The sequence below is a fragment of the Microbacterium sp. LWO14-1.2 genome (assembly GCF_038397715.1).
GTDB lineage: Bacteria > Actinomycetota > Actinomycetes > Actinomycetales > Microbacteriaceae > Microbacterium.
In genome coordinates this window covers 1,839,048-1,856,863 of record NZ_CP151633.1, presented here as the reverse complement: position 1 = coordinate 1,856,863, position 17,816 = coordinate 1,839,048, and the positions used below count along the sequence as shown (strand labels likewise).

Annotated in this window: 23 protein-coding genes; 15 read left to right on the top strand and 8 right to left on the bottom strand. The window is 70.6% G+C overall.

Annotated features, from left to right (window positions below):
* The first annotated feature begins 54 nt into the window (after nt 1-54).
* From MRBLWO14_RS08985 to MRBLWO14_RS08940, 10 genes are all read left to right on the top strand, one after another.
* Nucleotides 55-984, top strand: a complete 930-nt coding sequence (locus MRBLWO14_RS08985) for an iron-siderophore ABC transporter substrate-binding protein (protein ID WP_341936112.1) — start codon at nt 55-57, stop codon at nt 982-984.
* On the top strand, nt 981-2,027 hold the full coding sequence (locus MRBLWO14_RS08980) for an iron chelate uptake ABC transporter family permease subunit (RefSeq protein ID WP_341936111.1): 1,047 nt from the start codon (nt 981-983) through the stop codon (nt 2,025-2,027). Before MRBLWO14_RS08985 ends, MRBLWO14_RS08980 begins: the two co-directional genes overlap by 4 nt.
* Nucleotides 2,024-3,085 carry an iron chelate uptake ABC transporter family permease subunit gene (locus tag MRBLWO14_RS08975; protein WP_341936110.1) on the top strand — a complete coding sequence of 354 codons (1,062 nt, stop codon included), beginning with the start codon at nt 2,024-2,026 and terminating at the stop codon, nt 3,083-3,085. The genes MRBLWO14_RS08980 and MRBLWO14_RS08975 overlap by 4 nt, the downstream gene beginning before the upstream one ends.
* Nucleotides 3,078-3,896: an ABC transporter ATP-binding protein gene (locus MRBLWO14_RS08970; RefSeq protein WP_341936109.1), complete on the top strand. Its 819-nt coding sequence runs from the start codon at nt 3,078-3,080 to the stop codon at nt 3,894-3,896. Before MRBLWO14_RS08975 ends, MRBLWO14_RS08970 begins: the two co-directional genes overlap by 8 nt.
* Nucleotides 3,893-4,744, top strand: coding sequence for a siderophore-interacting protein (locus MRBLWO14_RS08965; RefSeq protein ID WP_341936108.1), 852 nt, complete (start codon nt 3,893-3,895; stop codon nt 4,742-4,744). Before MRBLWO14_RS08970 ends, MRBLWO14_RS08965 begins: the two co-directional genes overlap by 4 nt.
* Before the next feature lie 102 nt (nt 4,745-4,846).
* The gene (locus tag MRBLWO14_RS08960; RefSeq protein ID WP_341936107.1) at nt 4,847-5,869 is read left to right on the top strand and encodes a hypothetical protein; all 1,023 of its coding nucleotides are present in this window, start codon (nt 4,847-4,849) and stop codon (nt 5,867-5,869) included.
* Nucleotides 5,866-6,228 carry a GntR family transcriptional regulator gene (locus MRBLWO14_RS08955; RefSeq protein WP_341936106.1) on the top strand — a complete coding sequence of 121 codons (363 nt, stop codon included), beginning with the start codon at nt 5,866-5,868 and terminating at the stop codon, nt 6,226-6,228. Before MRBLWO14_RS08960 ends, MRBLWO14_RS08955 begins: the two co-directional genes overlap by 4 nt.
* A gap of 159 nt (nt 6,229-6,387) precedes the next feature.
* Nucleotides 6,388-6,981 (top strand): sulfite oxidase-like oxidoreductase, encoded by a 594-nt coding sequence (locus MRBLWO14_RS08950; RefSeq protein WP_341936105.1) that lies wholly within the window; start codon nt 6,388-6,390, stop codon nt 6,979-6,981.
* Nucleotides 6,978-7,727, top strand: a complete 750-nt coding sequence (locus MRBLWO14_RS08945) for a ferredoxin reductase (protein ID WP_341936183.1) — start codon at nt 6,978-6,980, stop codon at nt 7,725-7,727. The genes MRBLWO14_RS08950 and MRBLWO14_RS08945 overlap by 4 nt, the downstream gene beginning before the upstream one ends.
* The gene (locus MRBLWO14_RS08940; protein WP_341936104.1) at nt 7,727-7,993 is read left to right on the top strand and encodes a DUF6510 family protein; all 267 of its coding nucleotides are present in this window, start codon (nt 7,727-7,729) and stop codon (nt 7,991-7,993) included. The genes MRBLWO14_RS08945 and MRBLWO14_RS08940 overlap by 1 nt, the downstream gene beginning before the upstream one ends.
* A 122-nt stretch (nt 7,994-8,115) precedes the next feature.
* Here MRBLWO14_RS08940 and MRBLWO14_RS08935 read toward each other — a convergent pair whose 3' ends face one another.
* From MRBLWO14_RS08935 to MRBLWO14_RS08925, 3 genes are all read right to left on the bottom strand, one after another.
* Nucleotides 8,116-8,952, bottom strand: a complete 837-nt coding sequence (locus MRBLWO14_RS08935; protein WP_341936103.1) for an aldo/keto reductase — start codon at nt 8,950-8,952, stop codon at nt 8,116-8,118.
* An 81-nt stretch (nt 8,953-9,033) separates the two neighbouring features.
* A complete protein-coding gene (locus MRBLWO14_RS08930; RefSeq protein WP_341936102.1) occupies nt 9,034-9,762 on the bottom strand; it encodes a hypothetical protein in 729 nt (242 codons plus the stop codon).
* Nucleotides 9,759-10,325 (bottom strand): mismatch-specific DNA-glycosylase, encoded by a 567-nt coding sequence (locus MRBLWO14_RS08925; RefSeq protein ID WP_341936101.1) that lies wholly within the window; start codon nt 10,323-10,325, stop codon nt 9,759-9,761. Before MRBLWO14_RS08925 ends, MRBLWO14_RS08930 begins: the two co-directional genes overlap by 4 nt.
* Before the next feature lie 72 nt (nt 10,326-10,397).
* On the opposite strand from MRBLWO14_RS08925, the gene MRBLWO14_RS08920 reads away from it, so the two are divergent.
* Entirely contained in the window at nt 10,398-10,874 is a 477-nt protein-coding gene (locus MRBLWO14_RS08920) for a heme-binding protein (protein WP_341936100.1), read from the top strand.
* A 19-nt stretch (nt 10,875-10,893) separates the two neighbouring features.
* On the opposite strand, the gene MRBLWO14_RS08915 is transcribed toward MRBLWO14_RS08920, so the two are convergent.
* Nucleotides 10,894-11,883, bottom strand: coding sequence for an aldo/keto reductase (locus MRBLWO14_RS08915; RefSeq protein WP_341936099.1), 990 nt, complete (start codon nt 11,881-11,883; stop codon nt 10,894-10,896).
* A gap of 180 nt (nt 11,884-12,063) precedes the next feature.
* Here MRBLWO14_RS08915 and MRBLWO14_RS08910 point away from each other — a divergent pair, with 180 nt between their 5' ends.
* From MRBLWO14_RS08910 to arr, 3 genes are read left to right on the top strand one after another with little or no spacing between them, the layout of a single operon-like run.
* Nucleotides 12,064-12,297, top strand: coding sequence for a hypothetical protein (locus MRBLWO14_RS08910; RefSeq protein ID WP_341936098.1), 234 nt, complete (start codon nt 12,064-12,066; stop codon nt 12,295-12,297).
* A complete protein-coding gene (locus tag MRBLWO14_RS08905; RefSeq protein ID WP_341936097.1) occupies nt 12,294-12,551 on the top strand; it encodes a hypothetical protein in 258 nt (85 codons plus the stop codon). The genes MRBLWO14_RS08910 and MRBLWO14_RS08905 overlap by 4 nt, the downstream gene beginning before the upstream one ends.
* 47 nt (nt 12,552-12,598) lie before the next feature.
* A complete protein-coding gene (gene arr, locus MRBLWO14_RS08900) occupies nt 12,599-13,009 on the top strand; it encodes an NAD(+)--rifampin ADP-ribosyltransferase (RefSeq protein WP_341936096.1) in 411 nt (136 codons plus the stop codon).
* Nucleotides 13,010-13,152: 143 nt separating this feature from the next.
* Here the strand turns inward: arr and MRBLWO14_RS08895 are convergent, their stop codons facing one another.
* Nucleotides 13,153-13,917: a Pr6Pr family membrane protein gene (locus tag MRBLWO14_RS08895; RefSeq protein ID WP_341936095.1), complete on the bottom strand. Its 765-nt coding sequence runs from the start codon at nt 13,915-13,917 to the stop codon at nt 13,153-13,155.
* A 9-nt stretch (nt 13,918-13,926) separates the two neighbouring features.
* Complete coding sequence (locus tag MRBLWO14_RS08890; protein ID WP_341936094.1) at nt 13,927-14,205, bottom strand: hypothetical protein; 279 nt, start codon at nt 14,203-14,205, stop codon at nt 13,927-13,929.
* Here MRBLWO14_RS08890 and MRBLWO14_RS08885 point away from each other — a divergent pair.
* Nucleotides 14,177-14,947, top strand: coding sequence for an FCD domain-containing protein (locus MRBLWO14_RS08885; RefSeq protein WP_341936093.1), 771 nt, complete (start codon nt 14,177-14,179; stop codon nt 14,945-14,947). The genes MRBLWO14_RS08890 and MRBLWO14_RS08885 overlap by 29 nt on opposite strands.
* Nucleotides 14,948-15,080: 133 nt before the next feature.
* Here the strand turns inward: MRBLWO14_RS08885 and manD are convergent, their stop codons facing one another.
* Both manD and MRBLWO14_RS08875 read right to left on the bottom strand, forming a co-directional pair.
* Nucleotides 15,081-16,307, bottom strand: a complete 1,227-nt coding sequence (manD, locus tag MRBLWO14_RS08880; protein WP_341936092.1) for a D-mannonate dehydratase ManD — start codon at nt 16,305-16,307, stop codon at nt 15,081-15,083.
* An 82-nt stretch (nt 16,308-16,389) separates the two neighbouring features.
* Entirely contained in the window at nt 16,390-17,781 is a 1,392-nt protein-coding gene (locus MRBLWO14_RS08875; RefSeq protein WP_341936091.1) for an MFS transporter, read from the bottom strand.
* Between the last annotated feature and the right edge of the window lie 35 nt (nt 17,782-17,816).

Sequence of the window (17,816 nt, the reverse complement as noted above, 5' to 3'; positions counted from 1 at the left end):
GGGGTGTTCTCTTTGGTTAGCATTACCTAACCCCAGAAGAGAAAGGCCTCCGCCGTGCCCTCACGCGTTCGACGTTCCGCGCTCCCGCTGCTCGCCCTCACCACCTCCGCGATCCTCCTCCTCGGGGGATGTGCGGCCGGCGCGGAATCGCCCGCCACGGATGATGCCGGTGACGTCCACGAGGTGACACACGCGCGGGGCACGACCGAGGTGCCGACTGAGGTGGAGCGCGTGGTGACCCTCGAACCGCTGGAGCTCGACACCGCCGTGGCTGTGGGAATTACACCGGTCGGCGCCGCCGTGGCATCCAACGTGGCCTCCACCCCGTCGTACCTGGGCGTCGACGGGGTCGAAGCCGTCGGCACGGTGCCCGAGCCCGACCTCGAGGCCATCGCCGCGCTGAAGCCCGACCTGATCCTCGGAACGGAAGCGCGCCACTCCGCGCTCTACGAGCAGCTCTCGGCCATCGCCCCCACCGTCTTCATCGAGACGCAGACCGACCCCTGGCGTGACAACGCGCTGCTGATCGGCGAGGCCCTGAACAAAGAGGACGAGGTCGCCGATCTGCTGGCCGACGTCGACCAGCGCTGCGCAGACCTCAGCGACCAGTACGACGTCGACGGTCAGACCGTGCAGCTGATCCGTCCGCGCGACGAGACGACGCTGAGCCTCTACGGCCCGATCTCGTTCGCGGGCAGCCTGCTCGAGTGCGTGGGCTACACGATCCCGGAACAGGACTGGGCCGACGGACTGCAGGCCGACATCTCGCCGGAGAACATCCTCGACGCGACCGCCGACGAGGTGTTCGTCACCACCGCAGACGTCGATGACCAGAGCACCATCCCGGCAGCAGTGACCCAGAACGCCTCGGCGTTCCCGTCCGTCACCCTCGTCGACACGAGCTACTGGGTGGCCGGCGTGGGGCCGAAGGGCGCGCACGCCGTGCTCGACGACATCGAGAAGCACCTCGAAGCGAAGCGGTGACAGCATCCACGAGGGCGGGGTCACGAGCGGCCCCGCCCCGACGGCGCCGTCGGGCACTGCCGCTCGTCGGACTCCTCCTGCTCGGCGCCGCGCTCGTCCTGGCGGTGGTGCTCTCCCTCGCGGTCGGAGCGAATCCTCTACCGCTCTCCCACCTGTGGAGCACGCTGGCGGGGGAGGGCACCCCCGAGAGCCGGTACGTCCTGCTCGAACTGCGCATCCCTCGCACGCTCGTCGGCATCGCCGCGGGGGCGGCCCTCGGCGTTGCCGGCGCGCTCGTGCAGGCCTTCACCCGCAACCCGCTCGCCGACCCCGGGATCCTCGGCGTCAACGCGGGCGCGGCGCTCGCGGTGGCGCTCGGCGTCTCGCTCCTCGGGCTGCGCGCGGCATCCGAGTTCATCTGGCTGGCGTTCCTCGGCGCTCTCGTCGTGACGGTCGCCGTGTACCTCGTCGGCTCATCCGGGCGCGGGGCCGCCGACCCGATCCGTCTGACACTCGCGGGGGTCGCGCTCGGCGCCGTGCTCTCCGGGATCACGACCGGCCTCACCCTGAGCGACCCCGACGCCTTCGACTCGATGCGCAGCTGGAACGCCGGATCGCTCCTCGGCCGCAGCGTCACCGAGACTGGGCCGGTGCTGGTGTTCCTCGCCGCGGGGCTCCTCGTCGCGCTGATCCTCGCGCCGGGCTTGAACTCCGTGAGTCTGGGTGAGGACATCGCCCGCAGCCACGGGGCGAACGTCACCGGCATCCGCGTCGGCGTGATCGTGGCCGTCACCCTCCTCGCCGGAGGGGCCACCGCCCTCGCCGGTCCGATCTCGTTCGTCGGCCTGATGGTGCCGCACGTCATCCGCGGGGTCTTCGGCGTCGACCAGCGCGTCATCATCCCCCTCTCCGCCGCGCTCGCGCCCGTCATCGTGCTGCTCTCGGACGTTCTCGGCCGCGTCATCATCGCGCCCGCCGAGGTGCCCGTCGGCATCGTCACAGCCCTCGTGGGAGCCCCCGTCCTCATCGCCCTCGCGCGACGACGGAAGACGCGTGCGCTGTGAGCTCCGCCCCTCTGCCGCTCCGCCCGACCCGACCCCGGCGGCTGCTGCTGCGCGTCGGCCCGGTCCGCCTGCCGCTGCGTGTGCGCAGCCTCGTGGTCGCGGCGGCGTGCGTCATCGCCCTGGTCATGTTGCTGGTCCTCTCGCTCGGGATGGGCGCGTTCCCCCTGAGCCCGGATGCCGTGGTCGCCGTGCTGCTCGGCGGCGGCGACCCCCTCGATCGCACGGTCGTGCTCGAATGGCGGCTGCCGCGTGCGCTCGCCGCAGTCTCGGTCGGCGCTCTCCTCGCGATCGCCGGATCGCTGTTCCAGAGCGTCACGCGCAACCCGCTCGCCAGCCCCGACATCCTCGGGCTCTCGAACGGCGCCTTCACGGGCATGCTGGTCGCCCTGGTTCTCGTCTCGCCGAGTCCGTCCGCTCGCACCCTCGGCGCGCTGATCGGCGGCCTCTCTGCCGCGGCCGTGATCTGGCTCTTCGCGGCGCGCGGCGGGGTGCAGGGGTTCCGGCTCATCCTCGTCGGCATCGGGGTCTCGGCGATGCTCGCATCCCTCAACACCTGGATGCTGCTGCAGATCGAGCTGGAGACGGCGATGTTCGCGTCGGCCTGGGGAGCCGGGTCGTTGAACGGTGTGACCTCCGAGACGCTCGTCACCGCCCTCGTCTGCGCGGCGCCGTTCGTGCTCGCCTCCGCCGGGCTGGGACCGCGGCTCCGTCAGCTCGATCTCGGCGACGACGTCGCCGCCGCGACCGGCTCGCGCCCCGCGCTGGTCCGAAGCGCGGCGCTCCTCATCGGTGTGGTGCTCGTCGCCGCGGCGACCACGGTCGCCGGTCCGGTGGCGTTCGTCGCGCTCGCGGCGCCGCAGGTGGCTCGCCTGCTCGCCCGCACGCCGTACCTGTCGCCGGGGCTGTCGGCTCTGGTCGGGGCCGTCCTCCTGCTGGCGTCGGACATCGTCGCGCAGCACCTGCTCCCCGTCGTGCTTCCCGTCGGCGTCGTCACCGTCTCGGTGGGCGGCGCCTACCTCGTCCTCATGATCGTTCTGGAGATCCGTCGCCGTGCCTGACCTCGCTCCCGACTCCGCGCGGCTGCGCGCCGAGCACATCACCCTCTCCTACGACCGGGCCGAGATCGTGCACGATCTGACGACCGAGATCCCGCCCGGGTCGTTCACCGTGATCATCGGCGCGAACGCCTGCGGCAAGTCGACGCTCCTGCGAGGGCTGTCCCGGCTGCTCCGCCCGTCGGGCGGCACGGTGATCCTCGACGGAGCGGACATCGCCGGCTACCCGGCCAAGGAGGTGGCGCGCCGCATCGGACTGCTGCCTCAGAGCGCGACGGCCCCGGACGGCATCACGGTCGCCGACCTCGTGGCGCGCGGGCGTTACCCGCACCAGAGCATGTTCCGTCAGTGGTCGGAGAGCGACGAGGATGCCGTGCACGAGGCGCTCGAATGGACGGGTTCGACGGACCTCCGCGAGCGGACCGTCGACGAGCTGTCCGGTGGTCAGCGCCAGCGGGTGTGGGTGTCGATGGCCCTCGCGCAGGGGACCGACCTGCTCCTCCTGGACGAGCCGACGACGTATCTCGACGTCGCGCATCAGGTCGACCTCATGGAGCTCTTCGCCGACCTGAACCGTCGAGGCCGCACGATCGTCGCCGTGCTGCACGATCTCAACCACGCCGCCCGCTACGCCACGCACATCATCGCGATGCGCGACGGGCGGATCGTCGCCGAGGGCGCCCCCGCAGATGTCATCACCAGCGAGCGGGTGCACGAGGTGTTCGGGCTGGCGAACGTCGTGATCGACGATCCCGTCACGGGCGGCCCTCTCGTCGTGCCGCTGCGCGGCACCTCACGAACGGAGACACCATGACCCCCGACCGTCCCTGGGCGTACAGCGCCTTCCGGGTGACCGTCGCGGCCCGCCGGGTGCTGAGCCCTCGGTTCGTCCGCCTGACGTTCACGGGCGACGACCTCGCCCACTTCGCGGAGTGGGGGACCGATCAACGCATCAAGCTCGTGCTGCCCTTCGCCGACGGATCCCTCGCCGAGTTCGGCCTGCTCGACGAGCCGACACCGCACCCGTCCGACTGGTACGCCCGCTGGAAGGCTCTCCCCGAGGATCAGCGCAACGTCCTCCGTACCTACACGCCCGCCGGCATCCGATCGGCGGAGCGCGAGCTCGACGTGGACTTCTATCTCCACGACCCGGCGGGCCCGGCCTCGGCGTGGGCCGCGGCAGCCCAGCCGGGCGACCCGGCCGTCATCACCGGCCCGGATCAGCGGATGGGCTGGACGGGGTACGGGCTGCACTGGGTGCCGGGCGATGCCACGCGGTTCCTGCTCGTGGCCGACGAGACGGCGTACCCGGCTGTGCGCAACATCCTGGGCACTCTGCCCGACGGCACCCGCGTCGATGTCGTGCTCGAATGCGACGACCCCGCCGACGACACGGTGTCGGCCTCCCTGCGCGACGGCGTCGGCATCCACATCGTCGAGCGAGGCGGCGCGCAGCCGACCGGAGCCGAGCGGGCCGTCGCCGCCTGGGCCGCCCAGCACGGATCGGATGTGAGGGACGACCCGCGGTTCTACGCCTGGATCGCGGGGGAGACGGGCACGACCACGCGGATCCGCCGCTTCCTCACTTCCGGCGTCGGGGTGCCGAAGGAGCAGGTCGCGTTCCTCGGCTACTGGCGCGTCGGCGGCCCGCTCACGGGGTGAGGTCGAGTCCGGAGATCCCTCGCGGATGGCGTCTCGCGGTGACTTGTATCGCCTGTTCAGAACAAATTGTGCTAGCTTCATGACACAAACGAAGGAGCGCACATGCACCCGATCACGACAGCCTGGACCGTCGGCGACATCGCAGCCTTCCTCTTCGCCGTTCCCGTGACATCGCTCGCCGGTGCCGTGTTCCTCGCGCTGGTCGTCGCGGCGTGGCGCGCACGCGTGGAGGCGGACGCCGCACCGGGCGCCGCTGCGGCGGTCGACGACAGGCTGCGGGACCGCTACCGGCCGCAGCGCATCGTGCTCGGCATCCTCGCCGTGGCGGTCGGGGTCGCCTTCGTTGGCGCCTACCTCTTCCGGGTGTTCGTTCCGATGGAATCGAGCGCGGTGCCGTGGCTGAGGTTCACGCTCCCCCTGATCGTGGCGGCCGTCGGCTTCGCCGTGCTTCTCGTCGTCGCCCTCCGCCGGGGTGACGATCCATCAGGAGAGCCCGTGCTCGGCCGGCGGCGCACCTGGGCGACTTTCGCCGATCGCTCCGCCCTCGTCGGGGTCGCGCTCGCCGCGATCCTCCTGATCGCGACGACGCTGATCGGCGGGGCTGTGGCGTCGCTCGATGCCGAGGGGCGATCCACCATCGTCGAGATCCCCGTCCCCAACGTCGCCGGCGTCGATCCCCTCCGTGTCTCCTTCTACGGCTGGGCGTACGGTGCGCCCGTTCTCGTGATGCTCGGCCTCGTCCTGCTGGTCGTGTGGTCGGTGCTGCACGCGGCGGCCGCGCTCCCGTTCCTCGGTCCCGGTGTCGTCGCCGCCGAACGCGACCTCCGCAGGGGAGTCGCGGCGGGTGCGCTCGGCATCCTCACCGCTGTCGTCCTGCTCACCACCGCCGATGCCTGGCGGCTGATCGCGCGCTCGGCGCAGGTGTCGAGCCTGGAGATCATGGGCGTCAACGACGGGCGACCGTATGAGGTCGCGTGGCAGCACAGCGAGTTCGCCACCCTCGCGGCCTGGGGTGCGCCGGTCCTCGAGATCTGCGCGTTCACGCTCCTCCTCCTCGTCGTGATCCGGAGCCCGTACCCTGCGATCGCGTCGACCACCCCGCGCGAGTCGGAGCGCATCCGATGACGACCGATCTCTCGCTGACCGCGACCGATACTGGCCCCGCCGCCGACATCTACCGGCAGCTGCGCGGACTCATCGTGTCCGGCCAGGTCGGCGCCGACGAGCGCCTCCCGACGGTGCGGCAGACCGCGAGCGACCTCGGCGTCGCCACCGGCACCGTCGCGAAGGCCTACAAGATGCTCGAGCAGGACGGCCTGGTCGTCAGCCGCACGGGTGCCGGCACACGCGTCGCGCCGGAGGCGGCCGTGCTGCCCGCGTCGGTGCTCCGCCGCATCCGCGAACTCGTCGACGACGCGAGAGCCGCAGGCATCGACAGCGCGGACGTGGTGAACGTGCTCCGCGTGGTCTGGACGCACGGCTGACCTCGCAGCAGCCGTCGACCGACTCTGCACCTGCTGCTTGCGCACAACCGGTGTATCGGGCCAAGCTGACGCCATAGCGAAGTCGCTCGCGCACGCACCCGGGCTCGCATCGTGTCCCGCCGACGGCGTCGAGCCGGTCAGGCACGGGAAAGAGGACAGATGGCTGTGATCTCGCGGGGTTTCGGCGGGCGGCGGCGCGAGAGCGAGCCGAACCTCCCACCGGGGCAGTACCTCACCGAGGACTTCCCCGTGCTCTCCGCCGGCCCCACGCCGCGGATCGACACGTCCGAGTGGAGCTTCGGCATCCGCGACGAGAGCGGTGCGCTGACCTCGTGGACCTGGGATGAGCTCCACGCGCTGCCCATCGACGACATCCACACCGACATCCACTGCGTCACCCGCTGGTCGAAGCTCGGCACCCACTGGCGCGGCGTCTCTCTCGACACCCTCCTCGCCGGCATCGACACGAGCGCGTCCTTCGCGATGGCCCACTCCTACGGCGGGTACACCACGAACATCCCCCTCGACGATCTGCTCGGCGGGCAGGCGTGGGTCGCGTCCGAGTTCGAGGGGGAGCCGCTCGACCCCGAGCACGGCGGACCGGCGAGGCTCATCGTGCCGCACCTCTACTTCTGGAAGAGCGCCAAATGGGTCAGAGGACTCACGCTCATGGAGGAGGACGCGCCCGGATTCTGGGAGCAGAACGGCTACAACATGCACGGCGACCCCTGGACCGAGGAACGCTATTGGTGATCGTCGCCGGATGGCGCCCCGCGCGCGTGGTCGGTGTCACCGAGCAGACGGCGTCGTCGCGCAGCATCCTGCTCGATGTGTCCGACTGGCCGGGCAACGATCCGGGCCAGCACGTCGACGTGCGGCTGACCGCGGAGGACGGGTATCAGGCAGTGCGCTCCTACTCGCTCGCGTCCTCGGGTGACTCGACGGTCGTCGAGCTCGGGGTCGATGAGATCCCCGCCGGGGAGGTGTCGCCGTACCTCGTCCGCGACGTGATGGTCGGCGATGAGCTCGAGGTCAAGGGTCCGCTGGGCCGCTTCTTCGTGTGGCGGCCGGATCAGGAGGGTCCGGTGCAACTGATCGCCGGCGGATCGGGGATCGTCCCGCTCGTCGCGATGGTGCGAGCGGCGGAGGCCGCGGGCGTCGGGTCGTCGATGCGCCTGCTGTATTCGGTGCGCAGCGCGGCGGACGCGATGTTCGGCGACGAACTGCGGAACGACGCCGAGGGGAATGGGGCCGCGGGGAGCGAGCGCGCGGCGGTCGACGTGCGCTGGGCGTACACGCGGTCGGCTCCTCCCGGATGGAACGGCAGGGCAGGCAGGCTCGACGCGGATGCCGTCGCCGCGGCCGTCTGGCCGGCGGATCGCCGTCCTCTCGTCTTCGTCTGCGGGCCGACCGGATTCGTCGAGCACGTGTCGCGCATCCTCGTGCAGCTCGGCCACGACCCCGAGCGTGTGCGCACCGAGAGATTCGGAGGCAGCTGATGAGTGCAGACCACCCCGCGACCACGGTCGACGGCAATGCGATCGCCGGTCAGGTGCTCGACATCCTCGGCATCGACGTCACGGCCCTCCACGGCACGTGCGACGGATGCGGCAGCGAGGCGTGCCTGGCCGAAGCCGTCGTCGAGATCGACGCCCGCGTCGCGATCGTGCGGTGCCGCGCCTGCACGCGCACCCTGTTCACCGTGCTGCACACGGACGGGAGCCCGCGGCTCGTGTTCGGAAGCCTCGGGTCGCTGAGCGGCTGAGCGGCTGAGCGGCTGAGCGGCTGAGCGTCTCGAGCGGCTGAGCGTCGGTCAGCGACAAGAGGGGCGGATGCCGGGTGAGTGCCCGGCATCCGCCCCTCTCCGTCAGCGGCCTGTGCGCTCGATCAGTTGAACTCGAGCGGGTGCGAGCCGACCCGGCCGGAGCCGTCGAGCGGGTCGAGACCGTCGATCGCGGCGATCTCGGCATCCGTCAGCTCGAAGCCGAACACGTCGAAGTTCTGCTCCATGCGCTCCTTGCGGCTGGACTTCGGGAAGACGATGAAGCCCTTCTGCAGGTGCCAGCGGATCACGGCCTGGGCGGGCGTGACACCGTGCGCCTCGGCGGCCTCGGCGACGGCGGGGTTCTCGAACAGCGGGTACTTGCCCTGGCCGAGCGGACCCCACGACTCGATCTTCGTGCCGTTCTTCTCGGCCCAGGCGAGCACGTCGCGCTGCTGGTAGGCGGGGTGCAGCTCGATCTGGTCGATGGCGGGCACGACGCCGGTCTCGGCGACCAGGCGGTCGAGGTGCTCGGGCAGGTGGTTCGAGACGCCGATCGAACGCGAGAGGCCTGCGTCGCGGATCTCGATGAGCTTGGTCCACGCGTTGACGTAGGTGTTCTTCTCGGGCGTGGGCCAGTGCGTCAGGTACAGGTCGACGTAGTCGAGGCCGAGCTTGTCGAGGCTCTCGCGGATCGCGTCGTGCGGCTGCTCGCCGGACTGACGGTCGTTCCAGAGCTTCGTGGTGATGAACAGCTCGTCGCGGGGGATGCCGCTCTTCGCGATGGCGGCGCCGACGCCCTCCTCGTTCTTGTAGATCGCAGCGGTGTCGATGTGGCGGTATCCGACCTCGAGGGCCTCGGAGACGGCCTTCTCCGCCTCATCCGCAGGCACGAGGAAGACGCCGAAACCCAGCTGGGGGATGGAGTGGCCGGAGTTCAGGGCGATGGTGGGAACAGTCATGACTCCAGCCTAGAAGTCCCGTCGGCCTGGGGGCTCGGACGTTGACATCTGCACGCCGAGGGCGTAGTCATCCGTCAGGGGCTAGCGATCGGCCCGCACCTCGACGGTATCGCCGCGGAGGGTGAACTTCAGCGACGTGCCGTCGGAGAACCGGTCGCGGAGGGCATCGGGCGATCCGGTGGCGACCGTGAACTGCACGGATGCCGGGAACCCGCCGGCCGAGCAACCCATGCCGAGCCCCGTCGACACCGAGTCGGACGAGCCGAGGACCTTGGTCGAGATCGCGAGAAGGCAGCGCTGATCATCGATCTCGGTCCACCCCTCGTTCCGTACGAAGGTGACGCCGTAGTAGTCGTCGAAGACGACGGATCCGTTGGTCTGCTCGCCGAGGGCGTCCCACCACTCGCCGCCCGGGTCGACGGGGATGGTGTCGACGATCCCCGGCTCGATCGGCCGCGCGGTCGCGGTGACGACGGTCGCGACGGATGCCGAGACGGCGGCGACGACCGCGACCACCGCGCACGCGGCGGCGATCCACGCCGTTCTCGGGCGCGGGTCGAAGAGGCCGAGGCGCGGGACGGAGTCGGACGGGTCGCGGGGTGCGGTCGAGTGCTCGGCCGGCGCCGACGGATGCCTCTCCGGTGCCTCGGTCGTCCCCGACGGAGGAGCGACGGCTGCCGGCGGCTCGACCGGCGGCGGTGCTTCGAGGTCGGCGAGGCGCCGCATCGCCTCGGGGTCGCGGGTGATGTCCGCATCGCGCCCGTACGCCCGCGACTGCAGGGCGCGCAGCTCGGCATCCGTGTCGGTCATCGCGTGTCCTCCTGTCGGACGGCGATCCCGGCGGCGACGGCGGCGTCGCGGAACGCCGTCGCGAGGTCGGCGAGCGTCGATCCGGCGTTCAGCCCGCTCGGGTTCGGCAGCACCCGCAGTTCGGCGCCGCCCAGAGTCTCCTCCTGCACGCCCTGCTGGGCCTTCCGACGTCCGAAGCCCGTGCGGTAGGCGCCGATGCCGAGCATCGCGACCACCGCGAGGTCGTGCTCGGCGACGAGTCGCCGCAGATCGTCGACCCCGGCGACCAGCTCCTCCGGCGCGAGCTCGTCGGCCGCGCGGGTCGCCCGTTGCACGAGGGTGCTGACCCCGACGCCGCGCGCGAGGATGTGCTCGCGGTCGGCCGGCGTCACTCCGTCGTACGCGTCGATGACCCGGTCGAGGATGCCGGCGGCATGCAGCGCCTTCCAGAACCGGTTGCTGCGGTGCGCGAAGGGTGCGGCGACCTCGGCCGAACGCAGTCCGGGGTTGATGCCGACGAACAGCAGCCGCGTCCGCTCGTCGATGAGCGGCGGCATGATCAGGGCGGGGCGAGGATCGGACACACTCGGACTCTACGCCCGCCACCGGGGCGGCAGACTGTGGGGAGCATTCCCAAAACGGAAGGATCGACGACGATGACCGATGACGCCTGGCTCGCCCGCCTGGAAGAGGAGCATTCGGGGCTCGACCTCGACCGATTCGACAGGGCCGACGCGTGGGCGCTCGGTCGCGCGATCGCCGAGCGGGGACTCGCGGAGTCGGCGCCGATCGCCGTCGACATCCGTACGGCATCCGGTGTGCTCTTCCATGCCTCGCTCCCCGGCGCGACGGCCGACAATGACTCGTGGGTCGCGAAGAAGGCGGCGACCGCGCTGCGATTCGAGACCAGCACGGCGCTGCTCGAAGCGAGGGTGGCAGCGGGCGGACGCGACCCGATGGAGCCGGGCTGGCTGGATGCCGCGACGTACGCCGTCGCTGGCGGCGCGGTGCCGGTGCGCGTGCGCGGCGTCGGTGTCGTGGCCGTGGCGACCGTATCGGGTCTGCCGTCGGCCGACGACCACGCGCTCGTCGCCGCCGCGCTACGCGAGCTGGGGGACGCGCAGCGCGCCTGACGGCGGGGCGGAGCCGCGCTCAGAACCCCTCGGGCGCGCGAGGCGTGTAGGCGCTCTGCAGCGCCTCGACCTCGGAGTCGTCGAGACGGATGCCGACGGCAGCCACCGCGTCGTCGATGTGCCCCACGCGCGTGGCTCCGACGATCGGTGCGGTCACGGCATCCTGCTGCGCCACCCAGGCGAGCGCGATCTGGGCGCGCGAGACCCCGCGCGCCTCGGCGACGCGCGCGACGGCCTCGACGATCGCGCGGTTCGACTGCTCCTCGCTGCGATAGAGCGTCGAGCCGAACGCATCCGACTCGGTCCGCGCGGTCGTGTCGTCCCAGTCGCGGGTCAGTCTTCCGCGGGCGAGGGGCGACCAGGGCAGCACGCCGACGCCGGAGTCGAGGCAGTACGGGTGCATCTCCCGCTCCTCCTCGCGCTGCAGCAGGTTGTACTGGTCCTGCATCGACACGAACGGCGTCCATCCGTTCTGGAGTGCGACGTGCTGGGCGGTCGCGAACTGCCAGGTCCACATCGACGACGCGCCGATGTACCGCGCCTTGCCCGCGCGGACGACGTCGTTCAGCGCCTCCATGGTCTCCTCGATGGGCGTCTCGGGGTCCCACCGGTGGATCTGGTACAGGTCGACGTAATCGGTGCCGAGGCGGCGCAGGCTCGCGTCGATCCCGCTCAGGATGTGCCCGCGGCTGAGCCCCGCCTGGTTCGCTCCCGCCCCCATGCGCCCGTGCACCTTCGTCGCGATCTCGATCTCGTCGCGCTGCGCGAAGTCGGCGAGGGCCCGTCCGACGATCTCCTCGCTGGTGCCGTCGGAGTACACGTCGGCCGTGTCGAACGTCGTGATCCCGGCCTCGACCGCGTGCCGGATCAGCGGACGACTCGCCTCCTCGTCGAGCGACCAGGGATGCGCCCCGCGGTCCGGAACACCGAAGCTCATGCATCCGAGCACCACCGGGGAGATCCGCAACCCGGAACCGCCGAGCCTCACACTGTCCTTCGCCTCGAGCATCCGCTTCTCCCTTGGTCGTCTCGGCGACATGTGCGTCGTCGTGTCGGGAGAAGCCTATGCCGGGGTCCGGACGGAGGCGAGGCGGGGATGATCGCGGAACCGGCGGATGCTGTCAACCGCCCTGCGCTCGCCCACGATCCGCGCGACCATGGACATCCGCCACCCACACAGGAGGACTCCATGACGAACATCGACGCATTCGCCAACAGCTTCGAGCCGGAGATGCCCGGCGTGCCGCACACGGAGGACCCGACCGACGGCACCTTCCCGACCGACACCGAACAGCCCGAGACCCAGGGCGACGAGCCCCTCGAGGCCGAGATCGGCGAGGACGGACAGGGCGACCTGGCCCCCGAGGACGAGGGCTCGCAGCACAGCGGCGACGCCCCCGACGACCTGCGAGTCGCCGAGTGAGCGACGCGGACCGCGCCGCCGACGCACCGGATGCCGCGGCCGAACTCGACGCGAAGGACCGCATCGCCGAGATGCTCGACGATCGCGGCGGAGACGACCCGGATGCCGTGGGCGAGGTGCCGGCGGGCGGTGCGGGCGCCGACTCCGGCGCTGCCGGCGCGGTCGGCGTCGACCCGGCCTCGAAGGGCGAGGTCAAGGACGAGTCCATCCACAACGACGAGCCGGGGATCGGCACGCGCCGCTCCGGCGAGTGAGGTCTCGGGCCTTCTCGTCGTCACCCGCGCAGTCGTAGGCTGTGCGGGTGACAGACGCACTCGATGACGGTCCGTTCTTCCACGGCACGAAGGCCGACCTGAACCCGGGCGACCTCCTCACTGCGGGGTTCCGGTCGAACTACCGGCCCGAGATCGTGATGAACCACATCTACTTCACGGCGCTGCGCGACGGCGCGGGCCTCGCGGCAGAACTCGCGCCCGGCGATCGGGATCCGCGCGTGTACGAGGTCGAGCCCGTCGGAGCGTTCGAGAACGACCCGAACGTCACCGACAAGAAGTTCCCCGGCAACCCGACCCGGTCGTACCGCAGCGCCGATCCGCTGCGCGTCGTGCGCGAGGTGCACGACTGGACCCGTCTCACGCCGGAAGCGCTCGCCGACTGGCGCGAGAAGCTGTCCGCCCTGCACTCCGACCCGCGGGCCGAGATCATCAACTGAGGTGCGGCGCGGCGTTTCGTCTCGCTCCGCTCGCTCAACGACCCGCGGGAAGGGCCCGCTCGCTCAACGACCCGCGGAAGGGCCCGCTCGCTCAACGACCCGCGGAAGGGCCCGCTCGCTCAACGACCCGCGGGCCGAGATCATCAACTGAGGTGCGGCGCGGCGCGGCGGGCGAGAGCAGAGAGCGCGCGGTCGAGCACGACGAAGACGAAGCCCACGGCGACGAGGGCGACCGACAACGCGATGATCCACTGCGCGACGCCGGGGATGCCGAGCGCGTCGACGTCCATGAACGGGTACGGGTATCTCTGGCCGGGCACGAACTGGCCGCCGAGCGCTCCGTAGCAGAACGCCCACGCGAGGTAGGCGTAGGGGATCAGGACCCAGAGCACGGGGTCGATCCAGCGGAACGCGCCCTTGGGCACGAACAGCAGCCAGTCCACGATCAGCAGCACCGGGGTGACGATGTGGATGAGGTTGTCGGTGAGGGAGAAGATGTCGGCATCCCCCGCGGCGAACCGCGTCGGCACGAGCACCACCAGGTAGATGAGCATCGTGACCGTGATCGCCATCATGACCGCACCGCTCCAGCGGGCGCTGGGCGTCGATGTGCCTCGCGCGCCGTCGCGGCGCAGGTCGGCGATCGTGCGGACGACGACCAACAGCATCCATCCCCCGCAGATGAGGTTGCTGACCATCGTGTAATACAGGAACGTCGTGGGGTCGAGGGCGCCGTCGACGATGCCCGCGTTGCGGGCGATCCCGGTCCCGATCGCCACGAGCGCGATGAGGCGGTACGCGAGGGCCAGCGGCCGTGAGTTCACCGCCGCTCGCGCGTAGAGGGGTGTCTTCGGCTCGGTGACCGAGAGGTCGGGGGCCGCGGGGGGAGTCACAACGGCTTTCGACATGCTTCGAGGCTACGCGCCTTCCGGGGTCGGCTGCTCCGTCACCTGTGGATCGGGCACGATCACGCACTTCAGCACCTCCTCGGTGCGGGAGGCGAGCAGACGAAAGGCACGCCGGGCGTCGCTGAGCGGGACCGTATGCGTCAGCAGATCGGACACGACGACCGTCCCCGACTCGATCATGGCCACCGCCGTGCGGACGTCGTCGACGGTGTGCGAGAGGGAGGAGCGGATGCCGAGCTCGCGGCCCACGAGGCGCCAGGTGTCGATCGAGATCGGCGCCGCGCTCACCCCGAGCATGATCACCTTCGGCACGAAATCGGGGATGCTCGGAGCCCTGGAGCAGCAGCTGGTCAGCGGCCGCATCGCCCCTGGGCAGAAGCTCCCGTCGGAGCGGGAGCTCGGGATCGAGTACCGCGTCTCGCGCACGGTCGTCCGCGAGACCCTCAGCGGCCTCGCGGACCGCGGCTACATCGAGATCATCCCGGGGCGGGGGTCGTTCGCCAGACCGCCCGAGGCCAGCGACCTCGCCCAGCCGATGGTGCGGATCGCGCAGCAGGAGGGCGTCACCTCGCGGCACCTCGTCGACGCGCGGAAGGTGCTCGAGTGCGCGGCCGCCTCAGCGGCAGCCCGTTCGGCGACCGCCGAGGATGTCACGGCTCTCGACGAGGCGCTCGCCGCGCACCTCCGCGCCGACGGACTCGACCAGCGGGTCGCGACGGACATCGCGTTCCACCGGGCGATCGCCCGCGCCAGCGGAAATCCGGTGCTCGAGGTCATGTTCACGGCCATCGGCGAGCTCGTGTCCGACATCATGTACCGCAGCCACAGCGACCCGCAGGTGCACTCCGCCGGCGATCCGATGCACGGCGAGATCCTCGCCCGCATCGTCGCGCACGACGCCGACGGCGCGGCCGACGCCATGCGGCGGCACCTCGACCTCGCCCTGCAGCTCTACGGTCCGGACGTCGACGAGCCCCTCCGCGACGTGCTGCGACGGAGGGGCATCGGCGCGGAGCGCGCGGGCGGCTGAGCCGCGGCATCCGTCTTCTCCGCCCGCTCCGGCCGCGTCACTTCTACGGCCATCGTCACCTTCTGCGGCCTCGGGCGGATGCCGTGGCCGCACAAGGTGGCTCATGGCCGCAGAACGTGCGGCGCGCGGAGGCTCACCAGTCGTGCACGGTCCCGTCGAGGAGGCGGTTCACGGGCAGGTAGGCCTTGGCGTACTCGTGGCCGGCTGCGGCGTCCTCGTCGAGCTCGACGCCCAGGCCGGGCGTCTCGCCGGGGTGCAGGAAGCCCTTGTCGAACGTGAACGACGTCTGGAAGACCTCGAGCGTCTGCTCGTTGTGCGGCATGTACTCCTGGATGCCGAAGTTGTGGATCGCGAGATCGAGGTGCAGAGCCGCCGCCATGCCGACGGGCGAGATGTCGGTCGGACCGTGGATGCCGGACTTGATGCCGTAGATCGCGGCGAAGTCGAGCAGCTTCTTCATGGCCGTGATGCCGCCGGTGTGCGTGACCGCCGAGCGGACGTAGTCGATGAGCCGCTCGGTGATGAGGGTCTGGTAGTCGAAGACCGAGTTGAAGACCTCGCCGATCGCGAGCGGCGTCGTGGAGTGCTGGCGCACGAGGCGCAGTGCCGTCTGGTCCTCACCGGGCGTGCAGTCCTCGAGCCAGAACAGGTCGTACGGCTCGATGTCCTTCGCGAAGCGCGCGGCCTCGATCGGCGACATGCGGTGGTGGCCGTCGTGCAGGATGCGCAGGTCGGAGCCGAAGTCCTCGCGGATGCGCGAGAAGATGCCCGGCATGTGGTTGAGATAGTTGCGCGTGTCCCAGGTCTCCTCGCTGGGGCGGTCGCCCGAGCGCTTGGCGGGCTCGTAGTCGTAGCGCACGCCGGGGCCGGCGTTGGAGACGCCGTAGATCTGGCCGAGACCGGGAACGCCCGTCTGCACGCGGACCGCGGTGTAGCCGAGCTCCTCGTACCCCGAGACGGCGTTCTTGAGCGCCTCGTAGTCGGTGCCGGAGGCGTGCGCGTAGACGCGGACGCCCTCGCGGCTCGCACCGCCGAGCAGCTGGTACAACGGCATCCCGGCCTTCTTGGCCTTGATGTCCCACAGCGCCATGTCGACGGCGGCGATCGCGGCCATCGTCACGGGGCCCCGGCGCCAGTACGGTCCGCGATAGAGGTACTGCCAGGTGTCCTCGATGCGGTCCTCGTCGCGGCCGACGAGCGTCGACGCGACGTGGTCGGAGAGGTAGGAGGCCACGGCGAGCTCACGCCCGTTGAGGGTCGCGTCGCCCCAGCCGACGACGCCGTCGGAGGTCGTGATCTTGAGCGTGACGAAGTTGCGCCCTGGGCTGGTGATGATGACGTCGACGAGCTCGATGGCCATGGTCTTCTCCTGCGTGTCGAAAAGGGTGGTGGGGCGCGGCCGCTCGGGTCGGCCGCGCCCCGGTCGTGATGATCGGGTCCGGTCAGACCGCGTCGCGCGGGTCGGTCAGGTCGCGACCGGCCACCTCGGGCATGATGATCGACGCCACGAGCGCGCAGAGCGTGAAGAACGCGAGCATGATGATGATCGGGATGAACGAGCCGGTGACGGCCGACACCCAGGCCGCGGCGATGACGGGGCCGGCGCCGGTCGCGACGATCGCGGCGATCTCGCGGGCCATGGCCGTGTACGTGTACCGGTTGCGGGCGCCGAAGATCTCGGGGAGCGTGAGGTTCTCGAGCGAGGCGAAGCTCATGACCGCGAGGTTGTGGAGCACGACGTAGCCGACGAACACCTGCAGCGTGTCCTTGCTGCTGATCATGAGCATGGTCGGCACGATCACGATCAGGGCGATGACGGCCCACACCATGTACATGCGCTTGCGGCCGAAGCGGTCGCCGAGCCAGCCCGAGAGGGGCACCGTGATGAAAGCCACCAGCGACGACACGATGACCGCGTTGACGCCGATGCTCTTGTCGAGCAGCAGCACGACGGTGATGTAGCTGATCAGGTACGTCTGGATCATGCCCGAGTTGCCGGCCTGACCGAAGCGCAGCAGCAGCGCGATGACGAACGCCTTGATGGGCTTGCGCTGCATCGCCTCGAGCGTGCGGATGTCGTTGGTCTCGGTGGCGAGCTGGATCGTCTCCTCGCGCGACAGGGCCTTGCCGTCGATGACGTCGTCGCGCTCCTCGAAGACGGGGGTCTCCTTGAGGTTGAAGCGCACCCAGATCGCGAACAGCATGATGACGGCGCTGGCGAGGAACGGGATGCGCCACGCCCACTCGATGACCTCGTTCTCGCTGTACACGACGAGGAGGATCGCCCAGATGCCGGAGGCGAGCAGGGTTCCGCAGTTCGTGCCCAGCGCGACGAGCGAGGCGATGATGCCGCGGCGCTTGGCCGGCGCGTACTCCGCGAGCATGACGCCCGCGCCGGAGATCTCCGCGCCGGCGCCGAAGCCCTGGGCGATGCGCAGCACCACGAGCAGGATCGGAGCGAGCACGCCCACCTGCGAGTAGGTCGGCAGCACGCCGATCAGCGTCGTCGCGAGGCCCATCAGGAGGATCGTGTAGAACAGGACCCTCGTGCGGCCGGTCTTGTCGCCCATGCGGGCGAAGAAGAACGCGCCGACCGGGCGGGCGACGTAGCCGACGCCGTAGGTGGCCATCGCGGCGACGACGGCCACGGCGGGGTTCTCGGAGGAGAAGAAGAGGTCGGCGAAGACGAGCGCGGCTGCCAGCGAGTAGAGCTGGTAGTCCATGAACTCGAGTGCCGTGCCGAGCCAGCCGGAGATGGCGGCGCGCACGAGGTCCTTGACGGACCTCTTCTCGGCGGGGTCGACGGCTGTCGCCGTCGTCTGCTGTTCTGACATGGGAGGTACTCCTTCGGACCAGGAACGGGTGGTGT

Coding starts and splice junctions, on each gene's coding strand:
- MRBLWO14_RS08950 (WP_341936105.1), top strand. CDS start 6,388: ATGGCTGTGATCTCGCGGGGTTTCGGCGGGCGGCGGCGCGAGAGCGAG.
- MRBLWO14_RS08910 (WP_341936098.1), top strand. CDS start 12,064: ATGACGAACATCGACGCATTCGCCAACAGCTTCGAGCCGGAGATGCCC.
- MRBLWO14_RS08960 (WP_341936107.1), top strand. CDS start 4,847: ATGCACCCGATCACGACAGCCTGGACCGTCGGCGACATCGCAGCCTTC.
- MRBLWO14_RS08935 (WP_341936103.1), bottom strand. CDS start 8,952: ATGACTGTTCCCACCATCGCCCTGAACTCCGGCCACTCCATCCCCCAG.
- MRBLWO14_RS08895 (WP_341936095.1), bottom strand. CDS start 13,917: ATGTCGAAAGCCGTTGTGACTCCCCCCGCGGCCCCCGACCTCTCGGTC.
- MRBLWO14_RS08930 (WP_341936102.1), bottom strand. CDS start 9,762: ATGACCGACACGGATGCCGAGCTGCGCGCCCTGCAGTCGCGGGCGTAC.
- manD (WP_341936092.1), bottom strand. CDS start 16,307: ATGGCCATCGAGCTCGTCGACGTCATCATCACCAGCCCAGGGCGCAAC.
- MRBLWO14_RS08915 (WP_341936099.1), bottom strand. CDS start 11,883: ATGCTCGAGGCGAAGGACAGTGTGAGGCTCGGCGGTTCCGGGTTGCGG.
- MRBLWO14_RS08965 (WP_341936108.1), top strand. CDS start 3,893: ATGACCCCCGACCGTCCCTGGGCGTACAGCGCCTTCCGGGTGACCGTC.
- MRBLWO14_RS08875 (WP_341936091.1), bottom strand. CDS start 17,781: ATGTCAGAACAGCAGACGACGGCGACAGCCGTCGACCCCGCCGAGAAG.
- MRBLWO14_RS08940 (WP_341936104.1), top strand. CDS start 7,727: ATGAGTGCAGACCACCCCGCGACCACGGTCGACGGCAATGCGATCGCC.
- MRBLWO14_RS08955 (WP_341936106.1), top strand. CDS start 5,866: ATGACGACCGATCTCTCGCTGACCGCGACCGATACTGGCCCCGCCGCC.
- MRBLWO14_RS08920 (WP_341936100.1), top strand. CDS start 10,398: ATGACCGATGACGCCTGGCTCGCCCGCCTGGAAGAGGAGCATTCGGGG.